Origin of the sequence: Rossellomorea sedimentorum (assembly GCF_046237645.1) — a bacterium.
Taxonomy (GTDB): domain Bacteria; phylum Bacillota; class Bacilli; order Bacillales; family Bacillaceae_B; genus Rossellomorea; species Rossellomorea sedimentorum.
This window is the reverse complement of the sequence record NZ_CP143546.1, coordinates 2,573,165-2,597,475: the sequence shown is the minus strand read 5'-3', so window position 1 is coordinate 2,597,475 and position 24,311 is coordinate 2,573,165. Positions and strand designations below refer to the sequence as shown.

The following is a 24,311-nucleotide window of genomic DNA, read 5'->3' as shown; positions in this document are numbered from 1 at the left end:
CATAAAGATTAGTAGACAAAAGATGATGCTCTAAATTCCTCGTAGTTTATTTCACTCGTCTGTATATAAGAGATGTCAACAATACAAAAAACTCTGGTTCCCAGTGGAAATCCAGAGCTTTTTTTATGCCTCCATTGCTTGCTCTTCTTCTTGAGGAGTGCTGTAGAGGTGCATAGTGTATAAATCTTTTGGAATCTCATACAGATCGTATATATCTCCATCGGCATTAAGCTGCTGGTAAATGGACGGTCTTAATTCATTTGCTTTGATGACATAAGGCAGTTTTTCCGCAGCTTTTTGCGAACGGATGTTAACTTTCCTGATTCTCATAAATACGGTTTCCATTCCCAGTTCATAAAAAAGCTCATGGAAAAAAGCATCCTTGGCAGGTTTGTTATAGCCTTTGCCATGATAAGGTTTGCCAATCCAGGTTCCAAGGAATCCTGCACCGTTTTCAATGTCGAATAGGTTGATCGTCCCGATCGGATTGCCCCATTCATCGACGATTGTTCGTGAAATTAATTCTCCGCGCTCTTCGGCTTCAATTGTACTTTTAGTCAAAAACAGAAATTCCTCGTAGGAATGAGCTTTATGACGCACAAAAGGGAAGACTTCTGGATGCACCATCAAATCGAACAGAACATGACAGTCCTGAAATTCGCGTTTCTTGATCATTGATATCCCTCCATGAGGGCAGTCTTTTAGCGTAAGACCCCACCCTCGAAATTTTTCATAAACCACATAAAAAATTTCGGGGTGGGAATCGAACCCACTAAGACCAGTCAAGAAACTGGTGGCGCACCATTTGCCTTCCCTCCATTACATAAGCCATATATCCAATTGCCCGGCTAGTGAACAATATAATGGAATATATCATCTGTTCGTATCATACTAAAAAAAAACCTAAATTGAAATAGGCAAATCGTTAATTTTTTATGAAAAAATTCACCAATTTTCTACAAATTTTTGAAAGCAATTTCGCCATTGACCAGTGTAAGCAATGGTTTCGCCATAAATTCAAATGGATGGTCGCTCCAGAGCACGAGATCTGCGTCTTTACCCTGCTCGATGCTGCCCAGCCGATCATCCACACCTAAGTTTCTGGCGGGATTTATTGTAATTCCCTTAAGGGCTTGTTCGGAATTCCACCCTTCTCTCACAGCTATGGCTGCACACATATTCAGGTATTGAACTGGTGTATAAGGGTGGTCGGTCGTGATGGACACTTCAACGCCATTATTCGACAGTTCCTGATAGGTCAGCCAGCTCTTATTTTTCAATTCAACTTTAGAGCGGCGGGTAAAAGTGGGTCCCACACAGACCTTCAATGCTAAATCTCGAAGCTCCTTGGCAATAAGGTGCCCTTCCGTACAATGTTCAATCCGTAAATCCAACTCAAACTCTTGTGCAAAACGGACAGCAGATAAGATGTCGTCAGCACGATGGGCATGGACTCTTACAGGAATTTCCCTTTTTAGGGCCATGACAATGGGGGCGACCCGCAGTTCTTCAGGTTGATCGCAATACTTCGCGTTAAAGAAAGCTTCCCGGAGCATGCCCATGATTCCCATGCGCGTGATGGAGTCGTTTTTTCCGTGACTGTGTATTCTTTTTGGATTCTCACCAAGAGCCAGCTTCAGCCCCGACGTTTCCCGGACGAGCATGGAACTGATATTTTTCCCGAAAGTTTTGATGACCGCCGTTGTCCCTCCAATGACATTGGCGCTGCCCGGCATGACATTCACGGTCGTAACACCATACTTAAGGGCATCTTGAAAACCGGGATCAAGCGGGTACACGCCATCAAATGCCCGGATGTGAGGGGTCATCGGTTCGATGGTTTCGTTAGCGTCATTCCCTGCCCAGCCGGTTCCTTCATCATAGAGTCCAAGGTGGGTATGGACGTCTATAAATCCTGGGAGAAGCGGTTTCCCCATACAATCGATTACTTTTGCTCCTGAGAGGTCGTCAAACCATGTAGACGAAACCTTTTTGATTTTTCCCCCTTCAATCCAAACATGTCCATTCGAAATGATTCCAGATGTAATGGTATACAAAGTAGCATTTTTAAGAATAAGATTCTGCATAGCTTCATTTCCTTTAATAAATTTGGCAAAAAAACAATCGCCAACTGATAATAGTTTACTCAAATATTGTAGTAAGTTGAAGCCAGGAATGGGTTTATTTCTTTTTATGTTTTTTTCTCCATAACTGTACGGCAAAGTAAAGAGCAATAACGGAGCAGGCGATAAATGCAATGGGTTTTATATAGAGGCTTCCTATCACTTCAATCTGCTCCCAATGGTCTCCGAGTTCCATCCCTATAAGCAGAAACAGAATCGTCCAAGGAATCATGGCAGCAAACGTGTAAAGGAAGAATAAAGAAAACTTCATTTTTGCTATACCGGCTGGAATTGAAATCGCATGTCGGACGACTGGGATGAAACGAGCGGAAAAGATGACAAAAGATCCATATCTGCCGAACCAGTCTTCTGAAGCCTGGAGGTGCTTTTCGCTGATAAGAAGGAATTTTCCCCATCGCTCAAAGAAAGGTCTTCCGCCATACAACCCGAGCCAATATAGAAATAACTGAGCCAAGGTACCGCCGATGACACCAGCAAGAAGGGCGCCGAGAAAATGCAGTTTGTTCTCCGAAACAAGGAATCCTCCATAACTCAAGACAAGCTCACTGGGAATCACTTCTATCATCAGGCCGAAAGCGATGCCTAAGTATCCCCAGTCGGAAAGAACCTGAAGCAAATCAAGTATCCATTCTTTCCCCATGCCAATCCCTCCTTAAAATATTCCTGACCATTGAAGGATCAAAATGAGTGCGCCAAGACCCCAAACATAATAGGAAAAGATTTTTAGTGAACGGTTCTTTAAAAAGTTAATCATTGCTACGATGGCGATATAACCAAATACAGCAGAAGCGGCTGTCCCCACCATCAAGGCAGGCAGTGATACAGCTTCAACCGTGCCTGTGAAAAGATCTTTTCCTTTCATAATCAATCCACCCAGAATGGCAGGTGTGGATAAAAGGAATGAAAAGTAGGCTGCTGTCTGGCGGTCAAGTTTCCTGAAAAGTCCTGCTGCAATGGTAAGCCCCGATCTGGACAGAGCAGGAAAAATGGCCGCTGCTTGAAAACTGCCGATGACAAAGGCATCTGTATATGTGAGGTCTTCGAGTTTTTTATAACCGTCTTTGACTCCATCAGCAATATACATAATCAGGCCGGTGATGAGAAATTCCCAGCCGATTGTGCTGCCTGTCGTGGAGATCCGGTCAAAATAATCTTCAAAGGAAAAGCCGATAATGACAGCAGGGATTGTGCCGATCACGAGAATGAAGCTGAGCTTGCTGAAGGGGTGCCTGATCATATGAAGCAGTTCTTTCTGATAGACAACCAGGACGGCAAGCAGTGTGCCCAAATGCAGCATCGTATCAAGAAAAAGACCGGCTTCCTCAAGGCCGAACGCTTTGCGCCCTATGTAAAGGTGGCCTGTACTGGAAATTGGTAAAAATTCAGTCAGCCCTTGAATCATCCCGAGAATAAGGGCTTCTAATTTAGACATCATATTCATTCATCCTTCCTGGACAAGGGTTCTATTAACATATATTCAAAAATGCCGGAAGAAGACCTAAACTTTCCCCCTTTAAAGCGCTAAGAGGGACAGTCCCTCTTAGTGCTTTAAAGCATAAAAGGGCGAATGAATCTTTTTGCAAATCCCTGAAACTTTTCAGCAGAACATTCGTATAGTTAAATAGAGAAGAGATTGAATAGCTAAGGAGGAAATTTTTGTGGAATCTACAAGAGATGAAAGATTACTAGCTGCATTTATTTACATTATCAGCTTTTTTACTGCCTTTATCGGTCCGTTGGTGATCTGGCTTATCAAGAAAGATGATTCGGATTATATCGACCATCATGGAAAAGAGTACATGAACTTTCTCATATCCTATTTTGTCTATGGGCTTGTCAGCTCAGTACTAATGTTTGTCCTGATTGGGTTCATCTTGGCCCCGATAGTCGGCCTGCTCGCCTTCATCTTTACCATACTGGGAGCCATCAAGGCTTATGAAGGAGATTACTACCGGATACCGACCGTTTTCCGTATCATTAAATAAGTTCCTGGTTTAACACATTAACGCTTCACAGTGCGAAGAGGGACAGTCCCTCACGGGTGTTGATTAGCTATATTTTTCCAGCTGATTTACACAGACTTCCCCTTCGTTGAAAAAGTGATTTAACGGCACACCTTACCTCCACAGGTAAGGTGTATGCCACGTAACGACGGGTAAATTCTATGAAGGTGAAAGAGTGTAAGATAGCCCACTCTTCCTTCGTTTCATTGTAAATCCACCGTAAAAGAAAGTAACCGATAAGAGTGCCATAAACCTGGCTATAAACAGAATTCGGTGAATTCCCAAAGAGATTGGACAGATCCAGATTACCTTTTACCCATCGGAAAAATAACTCAATTTGCCAGCGGAGTTTATAGATATAAGCAATGTCATCAGGAGACATCATTATTAAGTTCGTGGCTACTTTTATTTTATTTCCTTCGTTATCAGTGAACGTAACCAATCTGAATCGATACTTTGTTTTGCGGGTCCGTTTTCCGATAAAGGCTGTCAGGTCTTCCTTCACATTGCCCTCTTCATCAAGAGGTACACTGTGTTCCATCTCTTCCGAGAGAGAGAAGGAGCTGGCGACTCTAATCACAAAAAATTGGTGGTCTTCGTGTAAATCCTCAAAGTCTTTCGTTCGTGCATAGCCTCTATCTGCGGTGATGATGGAAAGAGGCTCCGTGTCTTCATACAACTTGGGGGCCACCATGACATCGTGGTGCCGTCCGGTTGTATGGATGACTTGGGTAGGCTGTCCTTCCTCTACATCGAACTTTGTATGGAGCCGAATAGCGTGGCGGGTACGGGTGTAACCCGCCCAGCTCATATCTGGATGTTGAAACGTAATGGTTGTGGAATCAACCGCGAATAGTTTATAGGGCTTGAACAGCGCTCGGCGCATTCCACGTCCTAAGCGATTGACTAAACGAGAGAACAATTTTTGAAGGATCTGATAAGGGACGTTTTGAGCTTTTTTAGCGAGGGTCGAGTGGTCAACGGAAGGCAAACTGTCTTCCTGAGGCATCTTGGTTTCGGCATCTCGAAAGCTTTTCCAATCTTTCGCAGAGGAAATGACAAAGAAGCGTACCAAATCTTTGGCGGAAAATTTTCTCGCGGTGTCATGATAACCCCACTCTTCACACAGGTTTTCCACCTCTTCGTCAGTAATGAACGTTTGAAGTACCTCTGATAATTTGTTAAAGTTAGTCAATGAAGCCACTCTCCTTTTTAGTGTTGTTAGCGGTAACAATCATTCTAAAAGAGAGTGGCTTTTTTTGTCTAATGATACCGTTTGTTTTACATATTATGGTTAATCAACACCCGTGGACAGTCCCTTTTAGTGATGTAAAGTAATAAAGAAACTGGCTGCCAATCATATGCAGCCGGTTTTTTTATCTTTAGGAAAATTCACTTTTGCTTTGCTTGAATAAAAGAAGAGAAGACTGTGGAGCAGGTAAATAACCGACCCTTTTTCAACGGATTTTCCTCTTGAAAAACATTTTTGTAAAAGTGAACAAAACCCAAACTGTATCGTATTATCATTGACTAGACAAAAAGCTAACAAAGGGAGGAAGTAAAATGGCTGAATTACAACAGGCTTTTGAGACAATAAACTGGGGATTGATTGCTCCTGTGATTATTATTCAATTGATTTTGCTGATCACCGCGCTGGTGGATGTTATAAGAATAAGAGATACGAATGGACCGAAATGGCTTTGGGTGCTGATCATTCTGTTCATTAACATAATCGGACCGATTATTTACTTCGTAATCGGAAGGAGACACAATGGATGAACATAATTACAGTTAAAGAGTTGCAGAAAAAATATAGAGAGAAGGTGGCAGTGGAGAATGTAAGCTTTCACCTTGAAGAAGGAAAGTGTACAGCGCTGCTCGGACCTAACGGAGCCGGCAAAACCACCACTATTAAAATGCTTGCTGGTTTGGTGAGGCCTTCCGCAGGAAGTGTATCTTCCGACCTTCTTCCTAATAATGAGGATTTGCGCAGCCTGATAGGATATCTGCCTCAGTACCCCAATTTCTTTGAATGGATGACGGCCCAGGAATACATGATATTCTCGGGTGAAGTTGCCGGGGTGAAAAAACAAGAGGCAAGTGCCCGCACTGATGAGCTTCTCGAACTTGTCGGTCTGAAAGATGCTAAAAAGAGAAAGGTCGGTGAGTTTTCCGGAGGCATGAAACAAAGGCTTGGAATTGCACAAGCACTTATTCACCGTCCAAGGTTGATCATGCTGGATGAACCGGTCTCGGCTCTTGACCCTTTCGGCAGGCGGGAAGTCCTGGAGTTAATGAGCAAACTGAAGTCAGAGACGACTATATTGTTTTCTACTCATATTTTGAATGATGCCGAGGAAGTTTGTGATGATATTCTGTTCCTTCATAACGGGAAGCTGGTGGAAAGCGGGACATTAAAAGATATTAAAAAGAGATACAAAGAAGCCATGCTGACTGTGCAGTTTGAAGAAAAAGCTGAAAAGTATTGTAAACATTTCATTGATCTACCATCCATACAAGGTTATAAACTGAATGGAGATCACGCACGCCTTGTAGTGACAGATATCAGGAAGGCAAGAGATGAAGTGTTAAGTGCTGCAGCAGAGCATACTATTCCTGTAATCCGTTTCGAAACGAGTGAGAGCAGCCTCGAAGATATATTCATGAAGGTGGTGAGATGATGAGTCAATTTGTAGTTCTTTTGAAAAAAGAAATGCTTGAATCCAGACGTAACTTCAAATGGATCTGGATGCCGATGGTCTTTATCCTTTTTGGGATTACAGAGCCTTTGACAGCCTACTATATGCTGGATATCCTTGATGCTGTAGGAAACTTACCGGAAGGCGCTGTGATTGAAATACCGCCCCCAACATCTGAACAAGTGCTGCTCTCAACGCTTGGTCAGTACAGCATGATGGGGGTGCTGGTAATCGTTTTAGCCTTCATGGGAACTGTGGCTGGGGAAAGGAAAAACGGAAGCGCATCACTTGTTTTGGTTAAACCAGTTTCCCACCAAAGTTATATTTTAGCGAAATGGCTGTCGGCCTTAATCACTGTATGGGTTTCCTACACACTTGGCATGCTTTCAAGCTGGTATTATATCAACCTTTTATTCGACAACATTTCTTCAGACTATTTCCTTCAAGCCATGTTCACATATGGGTTCTGGCTTTCTTTTATTGTGACGTTAACGATTTTTTTCAGCAGTATTACCTTTTCTCCCGGACTAGCTGCTTTTTCAGCTATCGCTGTATCGATTTTTCTCTCCTTCCTTTCAGGGATTTTTACAAATCAGCTAGTGTGGTCTACTTCCCGTCTATCCTCATATGTTTCTCAGATCCTGATGGAAGGAACTTGGTCTTCTGATTTGTCGATGACGCTGCTGACAACAGTCATAGTCATCTTCCTTTTGCTCGCAGCTTCTTCAAAAATATTCAAAATTAGTGAGTTATCATAGGAAAAATAAAAGTTATGTAGAATATAAAAATAATCATGGCCGATTCTTCTAAAGAGTCGGCCTTTTGGTAATAGGGGGAATGAATTTGGAAACGTATCACCTGACAGACAAAGTTAAAGAGTTGATTCGTAATGCTGAGGAAATTAGTGAAGGGCCGGTCGAACCAGTTGACCTTTTTATAGGGGCTGCACTGGTGAAAAAGGGCACATTGCTTGAAATGTACCTGCTGGTGGAAGACGATATTCATGATTTTCTCGTATTAAACAGATCCAGTGAAAAGGTCAGCGTTTATCATAAGGATTTTTCTTCAACTGTCACTCAAAGAGTGGACAGTTTGTGGAACAGGGCATTGGAAATCATGACAAATTATAATCAAATTTACTTGAATGAAGGACACGTAATCAAGGCTTTTTATCAAATGTGGACGCCGGATGAGCAAGAATTCTTGAGGGGTCTACCGCATGACAAAATAAAAGAATCCGTTACCACAGCACGTGACCTGATTGTGCCTATGAATACTTATAGTGAAAGAGAATTTACTAACAATAACGTATTAATCAAAAGAGCAGGGACTGGTGACAGAGACACGGTCTTGAGTTTTGTTATCGGAAATTTTGGAGAGGGGTGGGCAGAGACGCTAAGAAATGGATTTCGACAAGACGAAATTCCCATTTTCTTGGCATGGAAGGAAGAGCGTCTCATCGGCTTTTCTTCTTATGATGTTTACCGCGATCAAAAAGGAATCTATGGTCCAATGGGAGTGGTTAAATCAGAAAGGAAGAGCGGGGTGGGGGGAACTCTTCTTCATAAGGCGCTGTCTGATATGAAACGGAAAAAATACGCGTATACCATCTTGGGAGAAGCAGGGCCGATTGAATACTATGAAAAAGAGTGCGGAGCCATGCTAATTCCGTTGAGTAATGTGTAAGCTCATAAATACACCAAGTTTAAATACCTTGTGAAGCGCAAATATCCTCAATATCCTGGATTGCAAAAAGCTATGATGAACCGCTACAAGGTATATAATGAAACCGTTGAATACCTTGAGAGGGAAGAGGCAAAAGGAAATGTTTACATTATTCGTCCGCAAATGCCCTTAAAAGTAGGAAGGATGGAACGCAATCCTAAGAAGCTTGAAGAGTTATACGATCAGGGTTATCAGGATGCTCAAACAAACTTTAAGGACCTGCTTGCCTGGAGAGAGGCACAATTACAAGAAGTGCCGGTGTAAGGAAAATTAGATACTCAATAGTAAAATTAGTAAGGTGTCCTTGCACATACCAACTATAGAAAAGACAATGGCGTTTGCCATTGTCTTTTTAATGCGAGATTCTAATTGCTAAAACTCCCCATTCCTTTTCTTGTTCAGGAGTGTAAATCTCATAAGTTCCACCTATCACTTCTTCCATCGTCCTTCCTTCGCAGCCGAATTCTTTTAAAGGAATATCCTCATACATTTCCTTAAAAGAATCATACTTTTTTATTCCTGTTACTTGGACTATTAATTTTTCACTTTGTTCGGGTATCTTAATAAATTCAATTTTATCGCCCGCGTTAATTTTTCTTCTCTTTTCATCGTTCAAACGAACTTCTACTTTCTTATCCCTCTTAAGGATGGATTGAAAATATTCTTCATACAGTCCCATTTTATGTACCATGGCTTTCACCTCTTTAATGATATTTTTCATAAAAACTATCTTGAAGAAAAAACAGCTAACTTACATATGGTAACCGTGGTTGTCTGCTGGGTTTCTTATACCAGTTCCTGACACGTTCCACATGCTCTTTTTCGAATTATATAATAAGTTCTTCTAATACTAGCAGTTCTATCTTCTCTACTAGGTTCATACATTTAATAGAACTCTATTAAGGAGTGACTGTGCTTTATGAATATTACCCTTTTTTATCATAAATGGAGCCGATACTATTTTAAAAGAGCATTGGCTTCACTGCTGCTGGGTGTGTTAGTAAGCCTGTTGATTCCAGGCCTGCACATTCTTTTTTATTTGCTTTTTATTATTGTTGGAGTGGCATTCGTCATAATGTATGTGATATATAACACTGAAGTATACCGTTCCCGGGAGGCATTAAAGGAAAACAGAATGCCCACCAATGAATATCTAGTGATGAATAAAGATGAACAATCTTATTGCTTTTTTACCTATGACGGGACGTTGAAATCACGTGTTTATTTTAAGGGAAGCTCTTTGGCTCTGGAAAGTGTGGACAATCAACTTGTTTTACGTGTAGATAGAAGATTGTTAGAGATGTCTGTGCAAGGGATGACCAGACACTTTTTTAATGACAGTAATGCTTTACGGAATGATTCGAGGAAGCATGCTGTTTTTATGAAAAAGGGGGAGGGGTGGGAGCTCTGCATTGATGAACAGAAGGTTTGCTTCATAACTAGAGGAAGGCTGCCTCTGCAGATGCAACAATTGTTTGACCCTTCAAGCATCGTGGTCGTATTCGAAGAGGTAGAAAGCGGTCTGAAACACTGGTCTCTACTTTATATAGTGTTATTAATGGAAGAGTATTATGTAATTTGACTGATAGTTTTTCCTCGATTTTGGGAAGCTAAGTAAAGACCTGAAATGGAGGGAATCGTATGGATGCCAGTTATAAAAACTGTATTAGAGCTTGCCTTGAGTGTATGGAAGCTTGCAATGTATGCTACCATGCCTGTTTGAAAGAAAATGAAAAGATGGCAGGATGCATTGAGTTGGTCAGGGAGTGTGCTGAAATCTGTTCGTATGCCACAGCAGTCATGCAGCGCAGCAGCAAATTTGCGAAACAGATTTGTTCCTTGTGTGCGGATATTTGTGAAGCTTGTGGAGCCGAGTGTAAAACGTTCGATTACAGACACTGTCTAACATGTGCTGAAATCTGTTTTAATTGTGCCGCTGAGTGCAGAAAAATGGCAGGCTGATTATTATGGGAAGCCACGCAAGATAGGTGTGGGTTCCTTTTTCACTTTCTGATCTTTTTTATAACAATACAAGGCTGTTTTCTAAAAACATGCTGCTTTTACATTAACTTTTTTGAGACTGTTTATGAAAGGTTGATTGGAACGGAAGGTGTCCGACCACCTGCGGGATTAGCGTGACGGCAAGTTCAGGCCCCCGAGGTTCCGTACCCACTGAAACGTCATCCATCCCCCGAGTCAAATAGAATGTATTCATAAAAGGCTCGCTGAAAAGGAGGGAAAACTTACGGACCTTGAAAGTTAAAATCAATGTAAGAACTTTCAGGCATTCTATAATGCATCTCTATCATTATTATGGTATAGTAAACACAATCGAATATGGTATTCCTTCGGGGCAGGGTGAAATTCCCTACCGGCGGTGATGAACTGAAACGTTCTTAGTCCGTGACCCGTCATTTTATCAAATGGCGGTGGATTTGGTGAAACTCCAAAGCCGACAGTGACAGTCTGGATGGGAGAAGGAAGAGTGTGTAAAATCTGCTATTTTTTACGCTTATTTAGCTATGGCTTATTCTCCCTGAGTGCTCCAACCACTCAGGGATTTTTTAATTATGCAATATATTTGGGGATATATTGTGGCAGGAAGGGGGATTCAGCCTTTGCAGGAACAAAAATATATGGAATTAGCTTTGTCACTCGCAGAAGCGGGAAAGGGTCAGACCTCCCCCAATCCAGCAGTCGGTGCCGTGGTCGTTAAAGACGGAGAGATTGTCGGCATGGGTGCCCATTTGAAAGCGGGGGAACCCCATGCGGAAGTCCATGCCATTAGGCAGGCTGGGGAAAAGGCGGAAGGCGCAGACATCTATGTTACATTGGAGCCTTGTGCACATACAGGCAAGACACCGCCATGTGCAAATCTTTTAGTAGAGAAAAAACTGAAGCGTGTTTTCATAGCAAGTGTGGACCCCAATCCATTAGTGGCAGGAAAAGGTATTGCGATATTGAAAGAGGCCGGGATAGAAGTCGAGACCGGTATTTGTGAAAAAGAGGCTTTGGCATTGAATGCCCACTTCTTTCATTACATTCAGACCAAAACGCCCTATGTGACACTCAAGTCAGCTGTTACCCTTGATGGAAAAACGGCGGCATATTCGGGAGACAGCAAGTGGATTACATCCGAAGAATCCAGGCTGGATGTTCATCAATACCGTCATCGCCACGATGCCATTTTAGTTGGAGTAAATACAGTCATTAGAGATAATCCTCTTCTAACCACCCGATTGCCCCGCGGTGGAAAAAATCCCATTCGAGTTGTACTAGATAGTCATTTAAGAGTCCCACTGGAAAGCGCCATCCTAAACGTAGAGCAAGCGAAGACGATCTTTTTTTGCGGAAGTAAAGCTTCTGAGGAAAAGATGGGGTCGTTAAGGGATAAAGGAGTAAGGGTCGAACAGTTGAAGTCTCCTGATCTTCCGGTCCGCTCGGTTTTACGCAGGCTTGGAGAGATAGGTATCACGTCCCTTTTTGTAGAAGGCGGTTCAGCTGTACACTTTTCTTTTCTAAAAGAAAAAGCATATCAAGAGGTAATTATGTATATGGCTCCAAAACTGATTGGAGGATCAAAAGCTTTTACCAGCTTTGGAGGACAAGGATTTCCTACAATAGCAGAAGGTGATGAGTTGGAATTCTCCTCAATAGAAAAAGTCGGAAATGACATAAAAATTATTGCAAAGCCGTTAAGAAAGGGGTGACACCGTGTTTACGGGAATCATAGAAGAAATCGGGACGATAGAAAACCTAAAAAAATCTTCTGCATCGATGGTGCTCTCCATATCCGCCAAAAAGGTTCTGGAAGATGTGAAGCTCGGGGACAGCATCTCTGTCAACGGCACGTGCCTGACTGTAACGTCATTCAGCGGCCGTTCTTTCACGGTGGATGTTATGCCCGAGACTTTTGAAAATACATCTCTAAAGCTTCTTGGAGCAGGAGCGAAAGTGAATCTTGAAAGGGCAATGGCAGCAAACGGAAGATTTGGCGGGCATTTTGTCACCGGCCATGTGGACGGGACGGGTACGATTGTTTCGACACAGTTTGTTGAAAATGCCCTATATATTACGATTGAAATCCCTGTGGAATTATCGCGATATTTTATTAACAGAGGTTCGGTTTGTTTGGATGGTACTTCCCTGACAGTTTTTGAGGTTGGTAATAATACCATTACGGTTTCACTGATTCCGCAAACCAGGCATGATACGATTCTTGGCAATAAAAAAGTGGGAGATATCGTTAACCTGGAATGCGATATGATGGCTAAGTATATTTACCAATTTATGAATGGCAATAGTACCGAACAACCGGAAAAAAGGGATATCGGCAAAGATTTTCTCACGCAGTATGGTTTTATGAGCTAATGATTCTGTTCAGATGGAGGTACACTTAATGTTCAATACAATTGAAGAAGCATTAGAGGATTTAAAAGCAGGTAAAGTAATTATCGTCATCGATGATGAGGACCGGGAAAATGAAGGAGACTTTGTGGCCCTGGCAGAAAAAGCAACACCTGAAGTCATCAACTTCATGGCAACTGAGGGAAAAGGTTTAATCTGTACGCCGATTACGTTGGAAAAAGCATCACAGCTTCAATTGAACCCAATGACAGACCAAAATACAGATCCCTATGGTACAGCCTTTACAATCAGCGTGGACCATGTGAATACGACGACAGGCATCAGTGCATTTGAACGTTCAACGACCATTTTGGAAATGATCAAGGAGGAGGCGAAACCGAGTGACCTGAAACGTCCCGGGCATGTGTTCCCTCTGATTGCAAAAAAAGGCGGAGTCTTGAAACGGGCGGGACATACAGAAGCGGCTGTTGATCTTGCCGCACTATCAGGCTCAACTCAGGCTGGGGTCATCTGTGAAATCATGAACCCTGACGGCACCATGGCGAGGGTACCTCAGCTAAAGGAAATCGCCGAAAAGTTCAACCTGAAAATGATTACGATACAGGACTTGATCGCTTATAGAAGGAAAGAAGAAAAACTGGTAGAAAAGGAAGTAGAGATAGAGCTTCCAACCGAATTTGGTCATTTTAAAGCGGTAGCCTATACAGAAAAGCTGACGGGACAGGAGCATGTTGCCCTTGTCAAAGGAGACATTTCTCCTGGAGAGTCTGTTCTGGTCCGGGTTCATTCGGAATGTCTGACAGGGGATGTTTTCGGTTCCAACCGCTGTGACTGTGGTCCCCAGCTGCATGCAGCGCTTTCGCAGATTGAAAAAGAAGGCAAAGGTATTCTGCTTTACATGAGGCAGGAAGGTCGTGGAATCGGCCTGGTCAATAAGATGAAGGCCTATAAACTTCAAGAAGAAGGATTAGATACAGTCGAAGCCAATCATAAATTGGGCTTTGCAGCCGACTTGCGTGACTACGGAATCGGTGCACAAATCTTGAAAGATCTCGGCGTATCAAAAATGAGGCTACTGACGAATAATCCTCGAAAAATTACAGGTGTAAAGGGATATGGCCTGGAAGTTGAAGAAAGAGTCGCCATCCAAATGCCATCCAAAGAAGCAAATGAAAATTACTTAAAAACCAAACACAGTAAGTTAGGACACTTACTTCAATTCTAAGGAGGAGTCAACATGAAAACAATTTATGAAGGTAATTTAGTAGGGTCAGGGTTAAAAGTTGCAATCGTGGTTGCGCGTTTCAACGAATTCATCACAAGTAAGCTTCTTGGCGGTGCTGAAGATGCACTGAAACGCCATGGTGTTGACGAAGCAGATATCACGGTTACATGGGTGCCTGGAGCTTTTGAAATCCCTGTCATCGCCAAAAAATTGGCTGCATCGAAAAAATATGATGCCGTCATTACACTTGGAACAGTCATCAGGGGAGCGACGGCGCACTTTGAATATGTGAGCGGTGAAGTCGCAAAAGGTGTTGCCAATGTTGGGTTGCAAGAAGAAGTGCCGGTCATCTTTGGTGTCCTGACAACAGACACAATCGAGCAGGCCATTGAGCGTGCTGGAACAAAAGCCGGCAATAAAGGCTGGGAAGCGGCTGCAAGTGCCATTGAGATGGCCAACCTTATCCGTCAAATCGATCAATAATGCAATGGTGAGAGCGGGATGCAACCCGCTCTTTTTTAGTGCTTTAACGCTTTACCCCGCTAAGAGGGATAGTCCCTCTTAGTGGGGTAAAGCGCTAAAGGATAAGCTGACCTTTTAAAACATATTGGCAAAGGTACGTACATCTGCTAAAATTATTTCTTGTGGCTTCCCTTTATGAAAGGGTAAGCGGGTAGGGAGAGGGCTGTGTCGTAAGGACATGATATTATGAAAACAACAGGAGGTATTTTTCGTTTAAAGCAGCACGGAACAACAGTCAGGAAAGAAGTAACTGCAGGAGCAATCGGCTATTTTACGATTGTCTATATTATTGCGATTAACGCGATGATTCTTTCAGAGGCAGGTATGCCGTTTGAAGGGGCGGTAATGGCTACGATTCTTGCATCCTTTTTCGGGTGCCTTGTCATGGCTTTTTGGGCAAATGCTCCTATATTGCTCGTTCCTGGAATGGGGATCAATGTGATGTTCACTTTTACATTAGTGGAATCGATGGGTCTTTCATGGCAGGAAGCACTAGCAGCTGTGTTCGTTTCGGGACTGTTATTCATGATTGTTGCATTCACGAAGTTATCAGGCATTTTGACAAGAGCGATTCCTAAAGCTCTTAAAGAGGCGATATCGGTAGGATTAGGAATGTTCCTTTTGCTGATCGGTTTGGAAAAGGGCGGTATCGTACAAAGAGGATCTACTTCCTTGATCAGCCTGGGAGATATCAGTGACATAGGGGTTATTGCCACCATACTGACATTCCTCGTAACGATTTTTCTGTTTATCAGGAACGTTAAAGGAGGATTTTTGTGGAGTATTGTCTTTGGTACGCTTCTCGGTTTCCTGTTTGGTATCCAACCTGAAGCGGGGCAACAATCTGGCTTTGGTTTAGGGGACTACGGTGCAGTTTTTGGAGAGATGTCCTTTTCCAGATTAATTGATCTGCCGTTTTTGATTGCGGCTTTTTCGATCACGATGGTCCTGGTATTTGAGAATATCGGGCTTGTTAACGGTCATGTAAATATGGCCGGAAATCCGGAAAAGTATCCAAAAGCTTTTCAGGCAAACGCGTTTTCGGCAGCCACCTGCGGAGTTTTCGGGACGAGTCCGACAGTTTCAACTGTAGAGAGCGCTGCTGCCATCGCGGCAGGTGGAAGGACAGGGTTGACCACCTTGACGACGGGTGTGCTTTTTCTTGCTTCTACCCTGTTTATCCCTTACCTGAAGTGGATACCGGACCATGCGATTGCTCCGATACTTATCATTATTGGGGGATTGATGATCCAGAACATCCGTCATATGGACCTAAGGGATTTAACAGAGGCCTTCCCAGCGATTCTTATCATTGCGATGATTCCGTTTACGTATAGTATCGCAGATGGAATTGCCATTGGGTTCATCTTGTATCCAATTTTGAAGGTGGCCAATGGAAAAGCAAAAGACGTTTCGCTTCCTTTATATATAATTGCAGGACTGTTTTTGATAAACTTTTTTGTTCATTCAGTTCATTGATGAAACAGCATCAGGATGGGACTCCTGATGCTGTTTTCAAGTAACGCATCACCGCTTTAAAGCCCTAAGAGGGACTGTCCCTCTTAGGGCTTTAAAGTGGTGAAGTGCTTTTAGGAATATAGATAGACTTACTGTTGTTTTCTTGGTATTCTAGTAGAGTGTATCTGCAAAATTTACCTTTTTTCTATTTATATAGAATTAAATATAGATTCTCATTTTCACGTAGGAGTGAGCAGAAATGGAAGTATTTGTGGCAAGGCAGCCTATATTCAATGATAGTGAAGAAGCGATTGCCTATGAATTATTATATCGTAATAATCAGGAAAATATCTTTCCTAATATCAATGGTGACAGGGCGACAGCAGACGTCATCATTAACAGCTTTTTGAATATAGGAATCGATCAGCTTTCAGGGGGCAAACCTTGTTTTATCAATTTTACAGAAACCCTGCTTAAGCTGAAAGTACCCACATACTTTCGTCCCCGCGAAATCGTCGTGGAAATCTTGGAGACAGTCCAGCCTTCACCGGAAATCATTTCAATTTGCAGGGAACTAAGGCAGCTTGGTTATAAGATAGCGCTGGATGACTTTGTGTTCGATAAACAAAATCCCTATTGCAGTGAACTGATGAAGCAGGCGGATTATATAAAAGTAGACATGCTGGGCACTTCGGAGAAAAAAAGAGAAGAAATCGAATTGATTGCACGGCTCCTGGATATAAAGCTTTTGGCTGAGAAGGTGGAAACTAGGAGAGAATTTGAGGAAGCCAAAAGAAGGGGCTACTCCCTGTTTCAGGGCTTTTTCTTCAGCAAGCCTGTCATTTTAAGCACGTACGATGTTCCGGTGTATTTCCATTCCTACTATGAAGTCATTCAAAGCCTGGAAATGAGTGAACCGAGCATAGAAAAAATATCTCAGCTGATTGAACAGGACATCTCTTTATCTTACAAACTGTTAAAACTGATTAACTCACCGGCTTACCGGCCAAAACAGAAAATCAGCTCAATCAGGCAGGCGATTATCCTGTTGGGCTTGATAGAAATACAAAGATGGATCTATGTACTTGCTATCAGGGATATGACCGGGGCCGTAAAGCAAATGTCTGAAGAAGTCATTAAACTTTGCCTTACGCGTGCCAAGATGTGTGAGTTAATTTCATCGCAAATTTTTGAAGATGCTGTACCGTCCAGTTACTTTTTGACTGGCATGTTCTCATTGATGGAATCAATCATTGGTCAGCCAATAGAAAAAGTATTGAAGGATATGCCTCTTCAAGATGACATCTGCGATGCCTTGGAAGGCAAAGAAAATAACTTGAAAAAAGTGCTGGATCTGGTCATCGCTTTGGAAAAAGCCGACTGGGAAAACGCAAACCTGAAAGGGCTTGAAATCCATATATCCCAGAGCAAAATCAACCGATTTTATGCTCAGTCCTGCCAATGGGCGGAAAGCCTGTTAAGGGCAGAGTATTTAAAAGAAGGGGAAGGTGTAAAGTTGCTCAGTGATTAACTGTACTCCCCCGGTTCCAAAAAACGTTTCTGAGGCTTTATATACCTCTTCAATTCAAAAGGCAGCAGCCTCCTGAGGGTTGGGTCTTCAACTTTTTCGGCAATCGCTTTTGGTACTGGGAAAATGCCGATATCGGTGACCCTGACAGGAAATACATTTTCAAGGCAGATCAAATCTCTGCCTTTTTTTATTTTTGTGTGTACCAGCACTTCTTTAGTATTGGAGGCATCATCTATTACAGCCACTTTTTTCACGGTGAACAAAAATTTATAATCATCAGCCATGTAAATTTCTCCTTCGGTAAGGTATGATCAATATCCATGATAACGTGATTCATTGAATAACGGAATTGATTACTCTTAGGAGGGATTTTAAAAGTCTCAAGAGCAGACCTATTGCGAAATAGGCTTTGATATGGCAATCTAAATATACAAATATAGATGAATAGACGGATAGGCCGGGCTTTGGCTCATTGCTTACCGTTGTTCAACAAGATACTCCATGGAGGGTTTTATAGTGAAAATAAATTTAATAAAATGTCATGGATCAGGGAATGACTTTCTTTTGATCGATGAAATAACAGACACGTATAATTTCACTGAAAAGGATCGTCAAAACTTGGCCATTGCCCTATGTGACCGAAAGAAGGGAATAGGCGCGGACGGTATCCTTTTTGTTTTAGAAAGTGATCGATGTGACGGGAAAATGAGGGTCTTTAATGCAGATGGATCGGAAGCTTCCATGTGTGGGAACGGCTTGAGATGTGTGGGGCGTTACGTTACAGAATTAAAGAATAAAGAAGAGATTATCATTGAAACGATGAAAGCAGATCTTAAAGTCTCGAGTGAGGCGTCCATATTCGCTGAAATTCCGACATTCAAAGTAGAGATTTCACCTGTGCTTTTCGATTTGCAGCAACTGCCAATGAATATCGACAGACAAACGCTGATTGAAGAGAAGGTACCTGAAATCTCCGATAACCTGACATTTACAGCAGTCGCAGTGCCGAACCCGCATCTAATCAGCATCGTGGAAAATAAACATATCCTTTCCAATGAACAAAAATCGATATCAGAAACGGTCAATGGGCCTAATAATTTATTCCCTGACGGAGTCAATGTCAGCTTTGTACAATCACTTGGTACAGATGGCATCTACGTTCGAACGTTCGAAAGGGGAGTCGGCTTTACAAGTGCATGCGGTACAGCAATGTCCGCATCAAGCCTTGTGACGTGCCTTTCAGGGTTGAATGAATATGAAACAGAGATTGATGTCTTTAATAACGGCGGAAAAGTCCGAGTCATTGTTCATAAAGATGGAGAAAACTTCTCAATGGATCTAATCGGGAATGCAACCTACATCAGCCGCTACCAACTTAAACTTGATGTAAAAGAGCCTGAAAACTTTCACACTTTAAACCAATTAGATTTTGATGAAGAAAAAACCTATGCAGAGCTTCAGGAACATGCTAAAGAAGTGGTAGAAAAGAACGTATTTCTTAAAGCCTAATCGGACAATTCTATAGGGAAATGAATCAACATATCAATTGTCCCGTAAAAGCGGTCCTTCTTCCACTGAATGGACCGCTTTTTGAATTACTGGGAAAGCTTTTTGGCTTGTATCTCAACGAAATGCCCAAATATTGGCTTGGTCGGACAGACCGTGGACTATTCGCAGAAAGAATAGTCCAAAAATTTCACAGGAAAACAAGGGTTTAATACAAATACAAAGAAAAGACAGAGGGCAATCCTAAAGCCTTCTGTCTTTTTTATTGAAGCTTGCCCGTATTCGATTTGAGAAAAGAGAGAATTTCCTCGAAGTTCTGTTTCGCCTTTGCTTCTTCATAACCGGCAAAGGGGCAGCCCTTTTTCTTTAGTCTTTCTAACACCTTCTCCATGGTGAAGGTCTCCGGTCTCAGGTCTTGTGTAACCTCATCCCAAAACAGGGGGGCTGCTACGAGGGCATCTTCATTCGCCCTTACTGAGTACGGGGAGATGATTGTCTTGCCTTCAGCATGCTGAATATAGTCCACGTATAAACGATTATTTCTGTTTTTTTTCAATCTTTCCGTTGTAAATTCTTCCGGGAATTGATTGACTAAGTAATTGGCCATGAATTCTGTGAACAGGTGGGTGTCTTCCCACTTATAGCCTTCTCCGAGCGGTATATAGATTTGCAGCCCCTTATTTCCTGACGTTTTAATAAAGCTGATCAAGTTAAGCTGGTCAAATACATTTTTCATTTCAGTTGCAGCTTTGACAGCCAGGTGGAAATAATCCCTGGAAGGCGGGTCAAGGTCAAAGACGATTTCATTCACATAAGGTGACCCTATTTTTTGAAAAGGAATGTGAAATTCTATGGCAAGTTGATTTCCAAGCCACATCAGGGTTTCCAGGTCATCACATACGATGTAATCAATTTTTTCTATTCTGATGGTCTTTACAAAGTCTGGAGCGTAGTCGGGGCAGTTTTTTTGATAAAAAGATTCCCCAAATATCCCGTGGGGGAGCCTGATAACCGTTAAAGGCCGCTGTCCAAGAAAGAACAACAAACGGGAAGATGCCTTTCTTAAATAACGTATATACTGAAGTTTATCCAGGGAGGGAGATTCCCACAGCGGCTTGTCTGGATGTGTGACTTCAACGCTTTCAGGTATGGACACTTCGTCAAGCATGAATTGTACCCAAGTGCATTCCTCTGGTTTGAGATTAAAAAGAAATTGGTGAAAGTGGGGTTCCCTCATTTGTTCTTCATACCATTCCAAGTATTTTAGTTCCACACATATGGCTGGATGAAGTAAGAATCGACCATCTCTTTCAGTATGCGCATTTTCTTTGATTATTGAATTTAATGCATTTTTTTCTTCCGGACTGATTCCAAAGTAAAAGGCACCTATGCCTATAACCTGTTTGTCCTTATATACACCGACTTCATAGTATCCATTATTTCGGTCGTGAGAGAGGATAAAACACTCGGCTTTCTTCCAATTTTTCATTTTACGCCATGTAGTTGTCCGCCTTCCTTCTTCCCAAAGACTTTCTTCAGATTTGGCAATCAATCCTTCTCCATCAAACGCCCTTACAGTATCCCAAACTCGCTTGCTGTCGCTATAAGAGGGAATCATCTGTATTCCAGCAGAAGAGCCATATTTTACTTCCAAAGGGAGCCCCGCCTTTTTAAAGAGGGAGATCATTTCCTTTTTACGATTGCTATAACTAGTACTTGTTATTCTTTTACCTGCTGAGTGAAGCGAATCAAAGGCGAGATAGGTACAGGGATTCAGGACTGATGCTTCTTGTATGTTCTTCGTGGTTTTCATCCTGCCTCTGACTTGAAGACCAGCAAAATTGCTCTTGTAATCATTTTCAAGGAGGACGATCTCTCCATCCAAGAAAACGGGAAGTGTCCATATTTCTTCCTGAAGAATTTTTAAAACAGCTCTGTGGATCTCAGGGAATTGTGGCAGCAGATCGTTTCCATTCCTGCTTATCAAATGAATCTCCTCTTGAGAATATATCAACAAGAGACCTCTGAAGCCATCATATTTCACTTCATACTTCCAATTACCTTTTACAGGTGTTTCTTCAAATAAAGTCGGCAGCATTGGTTTCATAATTCATCACCACTTCTACACACAGGATAGGTTTTATCTTGCCCAGACCCGTAAGAAGTATTTCCAGAACTTTAATAGGATAAGCACATAGTAAAATCAAGCAAATTAAGAATAAGACAAAAGAAAATGGAGGATTTCTATGCACACGATATGGAAAGGGAGCATCAGCTTCGGGCTTGTGAATATACCGATCAAGCTTCATGCTGCAACTGAAGATAAAGATATCAAATTAAGGTCTCTCCACCGGGAGTGCCATACTCCAATTAAATATGAAAAAATATGCCCTGTTTGCGAAAAAGACCTTGAATATGAGGATATTGTAAAAGGTTATGAAATTGCCAAAGGGAAGTTTGTCGTCATAGAAGATGAGGAAATAAAAGAAATAAGGGACACGAGCGAGGAAAAAGCAGTTGAAATAGTCGATTTTATTAAAATCGAAGAGATTGATCCAATCTACTTTAACCGAAGTTATTTTATCTCACCGAACGAAGGCGGGAAAAAGGCTTACAGTCTCTTGAGAAAAGCGTTAACAGAATCAAACAAAGTCGGTATTGCCAAAATTGCCATGAGATCAAAGGAGCAGCTTGCAGTTGTAAGGGTATATCAAAATACGATGGTTATGGAGACCATTCATTTTCCGGATGAAGTGCGGCATACAGGAGATGTGCCGAATGTGCCAGCGGAGGATGAAGTCAGTAAAAAAGAACTGGACACAGCTGTGATGTTAATCGATCAGTTGTCGACAGAATTTGAACCGGAGAAATATGAAGATGATTACAGAAAAAAATTAATGGAACTGATTCAATCCAAACAAACTGGGGAAAAGTTTGTTACACCGAAAGAAAAGGCCCCGGCCGCCAATGTGACGGATTTAATGTCTGCGCTTCAGGCTTCCATTGATAAGACGAAACCGCACACAGAGAAGAAATCCACTTCAAATGCACCGGCTGCCAAGATATCGAAAAAGAAAAGAACGGTCAAGAAAGTAGAAGCTCAATAACCTTCAGCACGAGGGAGAAGGGAGAGGCTATGAGAAGCAGGGAAATCGATTGGAAGCAAACGTTATATTTTGTCATGGGACTTATGGTAATGACCTTATTGACAGCTGGCTTCATTAAAATTGTTGATGAATGGCAGGAACAAGAGATAGAAGCTTTTGATTCAGCTGTTTATTCAGCGGTGAATACCATCACGACCCCTGGAGTGACCCAATTCATGAAAGGCATCACTTTTTTGGGAGGATTGAAATGGATAGCCTTACTCACTGTGCTGGCTGCAATTTTATTTTTTGTTTTCAAAAAATATTCTTTAGGACTATATGTGTTGTTGACAGTAGCTCTAGGTGGAGGTTTCAACTGGTTGCTCAAACTGTATTTCAAAAGACAGAGACCGGACATTGAAGCATTGATTGAGCAGGATGGATATAGTTTCCCTAGCGGACATTCAATGGGATCGTTCATCTTCTATGGAGCTATGGCATTTGCCCTTTTCAGGCTCTATGATCATACGTGGTCAAGGGTCTTAGGAGCAGCGGCCGTCATGATTCTGGTGTTTTTAATCGGCTTAAGCAGAGTCTATTTGGGTGTCCACTTCCCGAGTGATATTTTAGGAGGATTCTCTGCAGGGGGAGTATGGCTTGCATTTTCTATATTGGTCTATACCTTCATTAGAGGAGCGAGACCATGGAGGAAGATTAGCAGTAACACGTGAATTGAAAACCGGACTGGGAAACCCAATCCGGTTTTTTACGCATTAAAATAGATTAAAGACATATGTCCCAATACTCGTGATATATAACAAAATATACATTTGTCTATTTATGTAAAATCTTTAATAAGTAAGTTGATTTTAGCTCAAGGTCCGTGTCTCTCTCGGGGGCGGGCGCTGAAGAGGAGGCAGCCATTCAGCGGCTTGCAGATTGGAGAGCTTGTAAAAACGATAAAAGTAGGGAGCTGAGTCCTTGTTGACAGTAAGGTAAAAGTAGATTAAAATGATATTGAAAATCATTCTCAATAATGTGACAAGAGATTCCCCCTCTAAAGAGAGTGATGTAAGGTTTAAAAAAGAAGTGAGAGCTGATCTCACTTCTTTTTTAAGCTTCGTCTGTCAGCATTACTTCAGTTCTTTGCTCATCCACATTTCATCGACATATTCTTCTTCATATTTCATAGCATGCTTTTCAATCCCAAAGGAAACAAATCCAGCAGATTCATAAAGTTTTACTGCAGAAGTGTTAGCAGTCACAACGGTTAATTGCAATATTTCTACATCAGCTTTCCTTGCAGCCTTTTCTGCTTCAAGCAGCAACTTACGACCAATCCCATGCTTTCTAAAGGAAGGCGTTACATACATGGCCAAGATGGCAGCTTTATGCTTCATTTTTGCATGCCGGTTGAACATCACGGTGACGTTACCAGCTAGAGATCCGTCCATAAATGCTCCAAATGTGACACTCTGGGAAGAAGCCAGGTTGTTTTGCACCTGTTCAATCGGATTCTCCCTGGCAAGGGATTCTTCATATGTAGTCGCAAATGCTTCACCATTATTTTTCAAGGCCTCCAATCGAAGAGACCAATATTCTTTGGCATCTTCAGCAGTCAATTCACGAATGATCATTGAGTTACACCTCCTGTAAATGTGTAGTATTATAACGGAAAATGATCCATTCGGCTACAAAAATTTTCCTGTGCGAGTGAAAGGATAAAGCAGAAACAGGGGTGAAAACTAATTGAGAAAGGAGAGATGGACATGACAAAGCGTAACAGAAAGACTAAATCAGGTTTGCAATCAGCCAAATCCCTGACTTCCGAAGAGTTCTCTAAAGAGTTGACAGCAAGCGGAAAAAATAAAAAGGCAGAGAAGACGAAACCAACTACTTAAAACCGGGTGTATACCCGGTTTTTGACTTGTAGATTATCTATTGTCCACGTTGCTCAATATGATGGGCTCTACTGGAAAGGAAGAAGTATTAATGGTGTGGCTTCATGAGTAAAAGTTTCTGTAAGCACTGTTTCAAATCTATA

At 42.0% G+C, this 24,311-nt stretch carries 27 protein-coding genes and 1 riboswitch; of the genes, 18 read left to right on the top strand and 9 right to left on the bottom strand.

Features of this window, described 5'->3' with window-relative positions; all coding sequences use genetic code 11:
* Nucleotides 1-123 precede the first annotated feature (123 nt).
* The 4 genes from V1502_RS12850 to V1502_RS12835 all read right to left on the bottom strand — a co-directional run bounded on the left by V1502_RS12850 (nt 124) and on the right by V1502_RS12835 (nt 3,576).
* On the bottom strand, nt 124-675 hold the full coding sequence (locus V1502_RS12850) for a GNAT family N-acetyltransferase (RefSeq protein WP_409251044.1): 552 nt from the start codon (nt 673-675) through the stop codon (nt 124-126).
* A 281-nt stretch (nt 676-956) separates the two neighbouring features.
* Nucleotides 957-2,087 carry an amidohydrolase gene (locus tag V1502_RS12845; RefSeq protein ID WP_409251043.1) on the bottom strand — a complete coding sequence of 377 codons (1,131 nt, stop codon included), beginning with the start codon at nt 2,085-2,087 and terminating at the stop codon, nt 957-959.
* 94 nt (nt 2,088-2,181) lie between these two features.
* Complete coding sequence (locus V1502_RS12840) at nt 2,182-2,784, bottom strand: DedA family protein (protein ID WP_409251042.1); 603 nt, start codon at nt 2,782-2,784, stop codon at nt 2,182-2,184.
* Between the two features lie 12 nt (nt 2,785-2,796).
* The gene (locus V1502_RS12835; RefSeq protein WP_409254345.1) at nt 2,797-3,576 is read right to left on the bottom strand and encodes an undecaprenyl-diphosphate phosphatase; all 780 of its coding nucleotides are present in this window, start codon (nt 3,574-3,576) and stop codon (nt 2,797-2,799) included.
* A gap of 226 nt (nt 3,577-3,802) precedes the next feature.
* Here V1502_RS12835 and V1502_RS12830 point away from each other — a divergent pair, with 226 nt between their 5' ends.
* The gene (locus V1502_RS12830; RefSeq protein ID WP_409251041.1) at nt 3,803-4,129 is read left to right on the top strand and encodes a DUF4870 domain-containing protein; all 327 of its coding nucleotides are present in this window, start codon (nt 3,803-3,805) and stop codon (nt 4,127-4,129) included.
* Nucleotides 4,130-4,196: 67 nt separating this feature from the next.
* Here V1502_RS12830 and V1502_RS12825 read toward each other — a convergent pair whose 3' ends face one another.
* Entirely contained in the window at nt 4,197-5,351 is a 1,155-nt protein-coding gene (locus V1502_RS12825) for an IS4 family transposase (RefSeq protein ID WP_409251040.1), read from the bottom strand.
* Nucleotides 5,352-5,710: 359 nt separating this feature from the next.
* On the opposite strand from V1502_RS12825, the gene V1502_RS12820 reads away from it, so the two are divergent.
* From V1502_RS12820 to V1502_RS12800, 5 genes are all read left to right on the top strand, one after another.
* Nucleotides 5,711-5,926 carry a PLD nuclease N-terminal domain-containing protein gene (locus V1502_RS12820; protein WP_409251039.1) on the top strand — a complete coding sequence of 72 codons (216 nt, stop codon included), beginning with the start codon at nt 5,711-5,713 and terminating at the stop codon, nt 5,924-5,926.
* Nucleotides 5,923-6,828, top strand: a complete 906-nt coding sequence (locus tag V1502_RS12815; protein ID WP_409251038.1) for an ATP-binding cassette domain-containing protein — start codon at nt 5,923-5,925, stop codon at nt 6,826-6,828. The genes V1502_RS12820 and V1502_RS12815 overlap by 4 nt, the downstream gene beginning before the upstream one ends.
* On the top strand, nt 6,828-7,604 hold the full coding sequence (locus tag V1502_RS12810) for an ABC transporter permease (protein WP_409251037.1): 777 nt from the start codon (nt 6,828-6,830) through the stop codon (nt 7,602-7,604). Before V1502_RS12815 ends, V1502_RS12810 begins: the two co-directional genes overlap by 1 nt.
* 85 nt (nt 7,605-7,689) lie before the next feature.
* Nucleotides 7,690-8,532, top strand: a complete 843-nt coding sequence (locus tag V1502_RS12805; protein ID WP_409251036.1) for a GNAT family N-acetyltransferase — start codon at nt 7,690-7,692, stop codon at nt 8,530-8,532.
* Between the two features lie 30 nt (nt 8,533-8,562).
* The gene (locus V1502_RS12800) at nt 8,563-8,835 is read left to right on the top strand and encodes a DUF6363 domain-containing protein (RefSeq protein ID WP_409251035.1); all 273 of its coding nucleotides are present in this window, start codon (nt 8,563-8,565) and stop codon (nt 8,833-8,835) included.
* Between the two features lie 88 nt (nt 8,836-8,923).
* Here V1502_RS12800 and V1502_RS12795 read toward each other — a convergent pair whose 3' ends face one another.
* Nucleotides 8,924-9,262: an ASCH domain-containing protein gene (locus tag V1502_RS12795; RefSeq protein ID WP_409251034.1), complete on the bottom strand. Its 339-nt coding sequence runs from the start codon at nt 9,260-9,262 to the stop codon at nt 8,924-8,926.
* 228 nt (nt 9,263-9,490) lie between these two features.
* On the opposite strand from V1502_RS12795, the gene V1502_RS12790 reads away from it, so the two are divergent.
* The 8 genes from V1502_RS12790 to V1502_RS12755 all read left to right on the top strand — a co-directional run bounded on the left by V1502_RS12790 (nt 9,491) and on the right by V1502_RS12755 (nt 17,675).
* The gene (locus V1502_RS12790) at nt 9,491-10,153 is read left to right on the top strand and encodes a hypothetical protein (RefSeq protein WP_409251033.1); all 663 of its coding nucleotides are present in this window, start codon (nt 9,491-9,493) and stop codon (nt 10,151-10,153) included.
* A gap of 59 nt (nt 10,154-10,212) precedes the next feature.
* Nucleotides 10,213-10,533 carry a four-helix bundle copper-binding protein gene (locus tag V1502_RS12785; protein ID WP_409251032.1) on the top strand — a complete coding sequence of 107 codons (321 nt, stop codon included), beginning with the start codon at nt 10,213-10,215 and terminating at the stop codon, nt 10,531-10,533.
* Nucleotides 10,534-10,911: 378 nt separating this feature from the next.
* A riboswitch (FMN riboswitch) is annotated at nt 10,912-11,057 on the top strand.
* 132 nt (nt 11,058-11,189) lie between these two features.
* Nucleotides 11,190-12,281 carry a bifunctional diaminohydroxyphosphoribosylaminopyrimidine deaminase/5-amino-6-(5-phosphoribosylamino)uracil reductase RibD gene (gene ribD, locus V1502_RS12780; RefSeq protein ID WP_409254344.1) on the top strand — a complete coding sequence of 364 codons (1,092 nt, stop codon included), beginning with the start codon at nt 11,190-11,192 and terminating at the stop codon, nt 12,279-12,281.
* A 4-nt stretch (nt 12,282-12,285) separates the two neighbouring features.
* Complete coding sequence (gene ribE, locus V1502_RS12775; RefSeq protein WP_409251031.1) at nt 12,286-12,942, top strand: riboflavin synthase; 657 nt, start codon at nt 12,286-12,288, stop codon at nt 12,940-12,942.
* Between the two features lie 28 nt (nt 12,943-12,970).
* The gene (locus V1502_RS12770) at nt 12,971-14,164 is read left to right on the top strand and encodes a bifunctional 3,4-dihydroxy-2-butanone-4-phosphate synthase/GTP cyclohydrolase II (RefSeq protein WP_409251030.1); all 1,194 of its coding nucleotides are present in this window, start codon (nt 12,971-12,973) and stop codon (nt 14,162-14,164) included.
* 12 nt (nt 14,165-14,176) lie between these two features.
* Nucleotides 14,177-14,647 (top strand): 6,7-dimethyl-8-ribityllumazine synthase, encoded by a 471-nt coding sequence (ribE, locus tag V1502_RS12765; RefSeq protein ID WP_409251029.1) that lies wholly within the window; start codon nt 14,177-14,179, stop codon nt 14,645-14,647.
* Nucleotides 14,648-14,872: 225 nt separating this feature from the next.
* Nucleotides 14,873-16,165 (top strand): NCS2 family permease, encoded by a 1,293-nt coding sequence (locus V1502_RS12760; protein ID WP_409251028.1) that lies wholly within the window; start codon nt 14,873-14,875, stop codon nt 16,163-16,165.
* 238 nt (nt 16,166-16,403) lie between these two features.
* Nucleotides 16,404-17,675, top strand: coding sequence for an EAL and HDOD domain-containing protein (locus tag V1502_RS12755; RefSeq protein ID WP_409251027.1), 1,272 nt, complete (start codon nt 16,404-16,406; stop codon nt 17,673-17,675).
* On the opposite strand, the gene V1502_RS12750 is transcribed toward V1502_RS12755, so the two are convergent.
* A complete protein-coding gene (locus V1502_RS12750; protein ID WP_409251026.1) occupies nt 17,672-17,959 on the bottom strand; it encodes a hypothetical protein in 288 nt (95 codons plus the stop codon). The two genes, V1502_RS12755 and V1502_RS12750, sit on opposite strands and share 4 nt — an antisense overlap.
* Before the next feature lie 232 nt (nt 17,960-18,191).
* Here V1502_RS12750 and dapF point away from each other — a divergent pair, with 232 nt between their 5' ends.
* Nucleotides 18,192-19,184: a diaminopimelate epimerase gene (gene dapF, locus V1502_RS12745; protein ID WP_409251025.1), complete on the top strand. Its 993-nt coding sequence runs from the start codon at nt 18,192-18,194 to the stop codon at nt 19,182-19,184.
* A gap of 259 nt (nt 19,185-19,443) precedes the next feature.
* Here the strand turns inward: dapF and V1502_RS12740 are convergent, their stop codons facing one another.
* Nucleotides 19,444-21,288, bottom strand: a complete 1,845-nt coding sequence (locus V1502_RS12740; RefSeq protein ID WP_409251024.1) for a DNA ligase D — start codon at nt 21,286-21,288, stop codon at nt 19,444-19,446.
* A gap of 139 nt (nt 21,289-21,427) precedes the next feature.
* On the opposite strand from V1502_RS12740, the gene V1502_RS12735 reads away from it, so the two are divergent.
* Nucleotides 21,428-22,288 (top strand): Ku protein, encoded by an 861-nt coding sequence (locus V1502_RS12735; RefSeq protein WP_409251023.1) that lies wholly within the window; start codon nt 21,428-21,430, stop codon nt 22,286-22,288.
* Nucleotides 22,289-22,317: 29 nt separating this feature from the next.
* Nucleotides 22,318-22,998 (top strand): phosphatase PAP2 family protein, encoded by a 681-nt coding sequence (locus V1502_RS12730; RefSeq protein WP_409251022.1) that lies wholly within the window; start codon nt 22,318-22,320, stop codon nt 22,996-22,998.
* Nucleotides 22,999-23,400: 402 nt separating this feature from the next.
* Here the strand turns inward: V1502_RS12730 and V1502_RS12725 are convergent, their stop codons facing one another.
* The gene (locus V1502_RS12725; RefSeq protein ID WP_409251021.1) at nt 23,401-23,904 is read right to left on the bottom strand and encodes a GNAT family N-acetyltransferase; all 504 of its coding nucleotides are present in this window, start codon (nt 23,902-23,904) and stop codon (nt 23,401-23,403) included.
* Nucleotides 23,905-24,036: 132 nt separating this feature from the next.
* On the opposite strand from V1502_RS12725, the gene V1502_RS12720 reads away from it, so the two are divergent.
* On the top strand, nt 24,037-24,168 hold the full coding sequence (locus V1502_RS12720) for a hypothetical protein (protein ID WP_409251020.1): 132 nt from the start codon (nt 24,037-24,039) through the stop codon (nt 24,166-24,168).
* Nucleotides 24,169-24,311 lie beyond the last annotated feature (143 nt).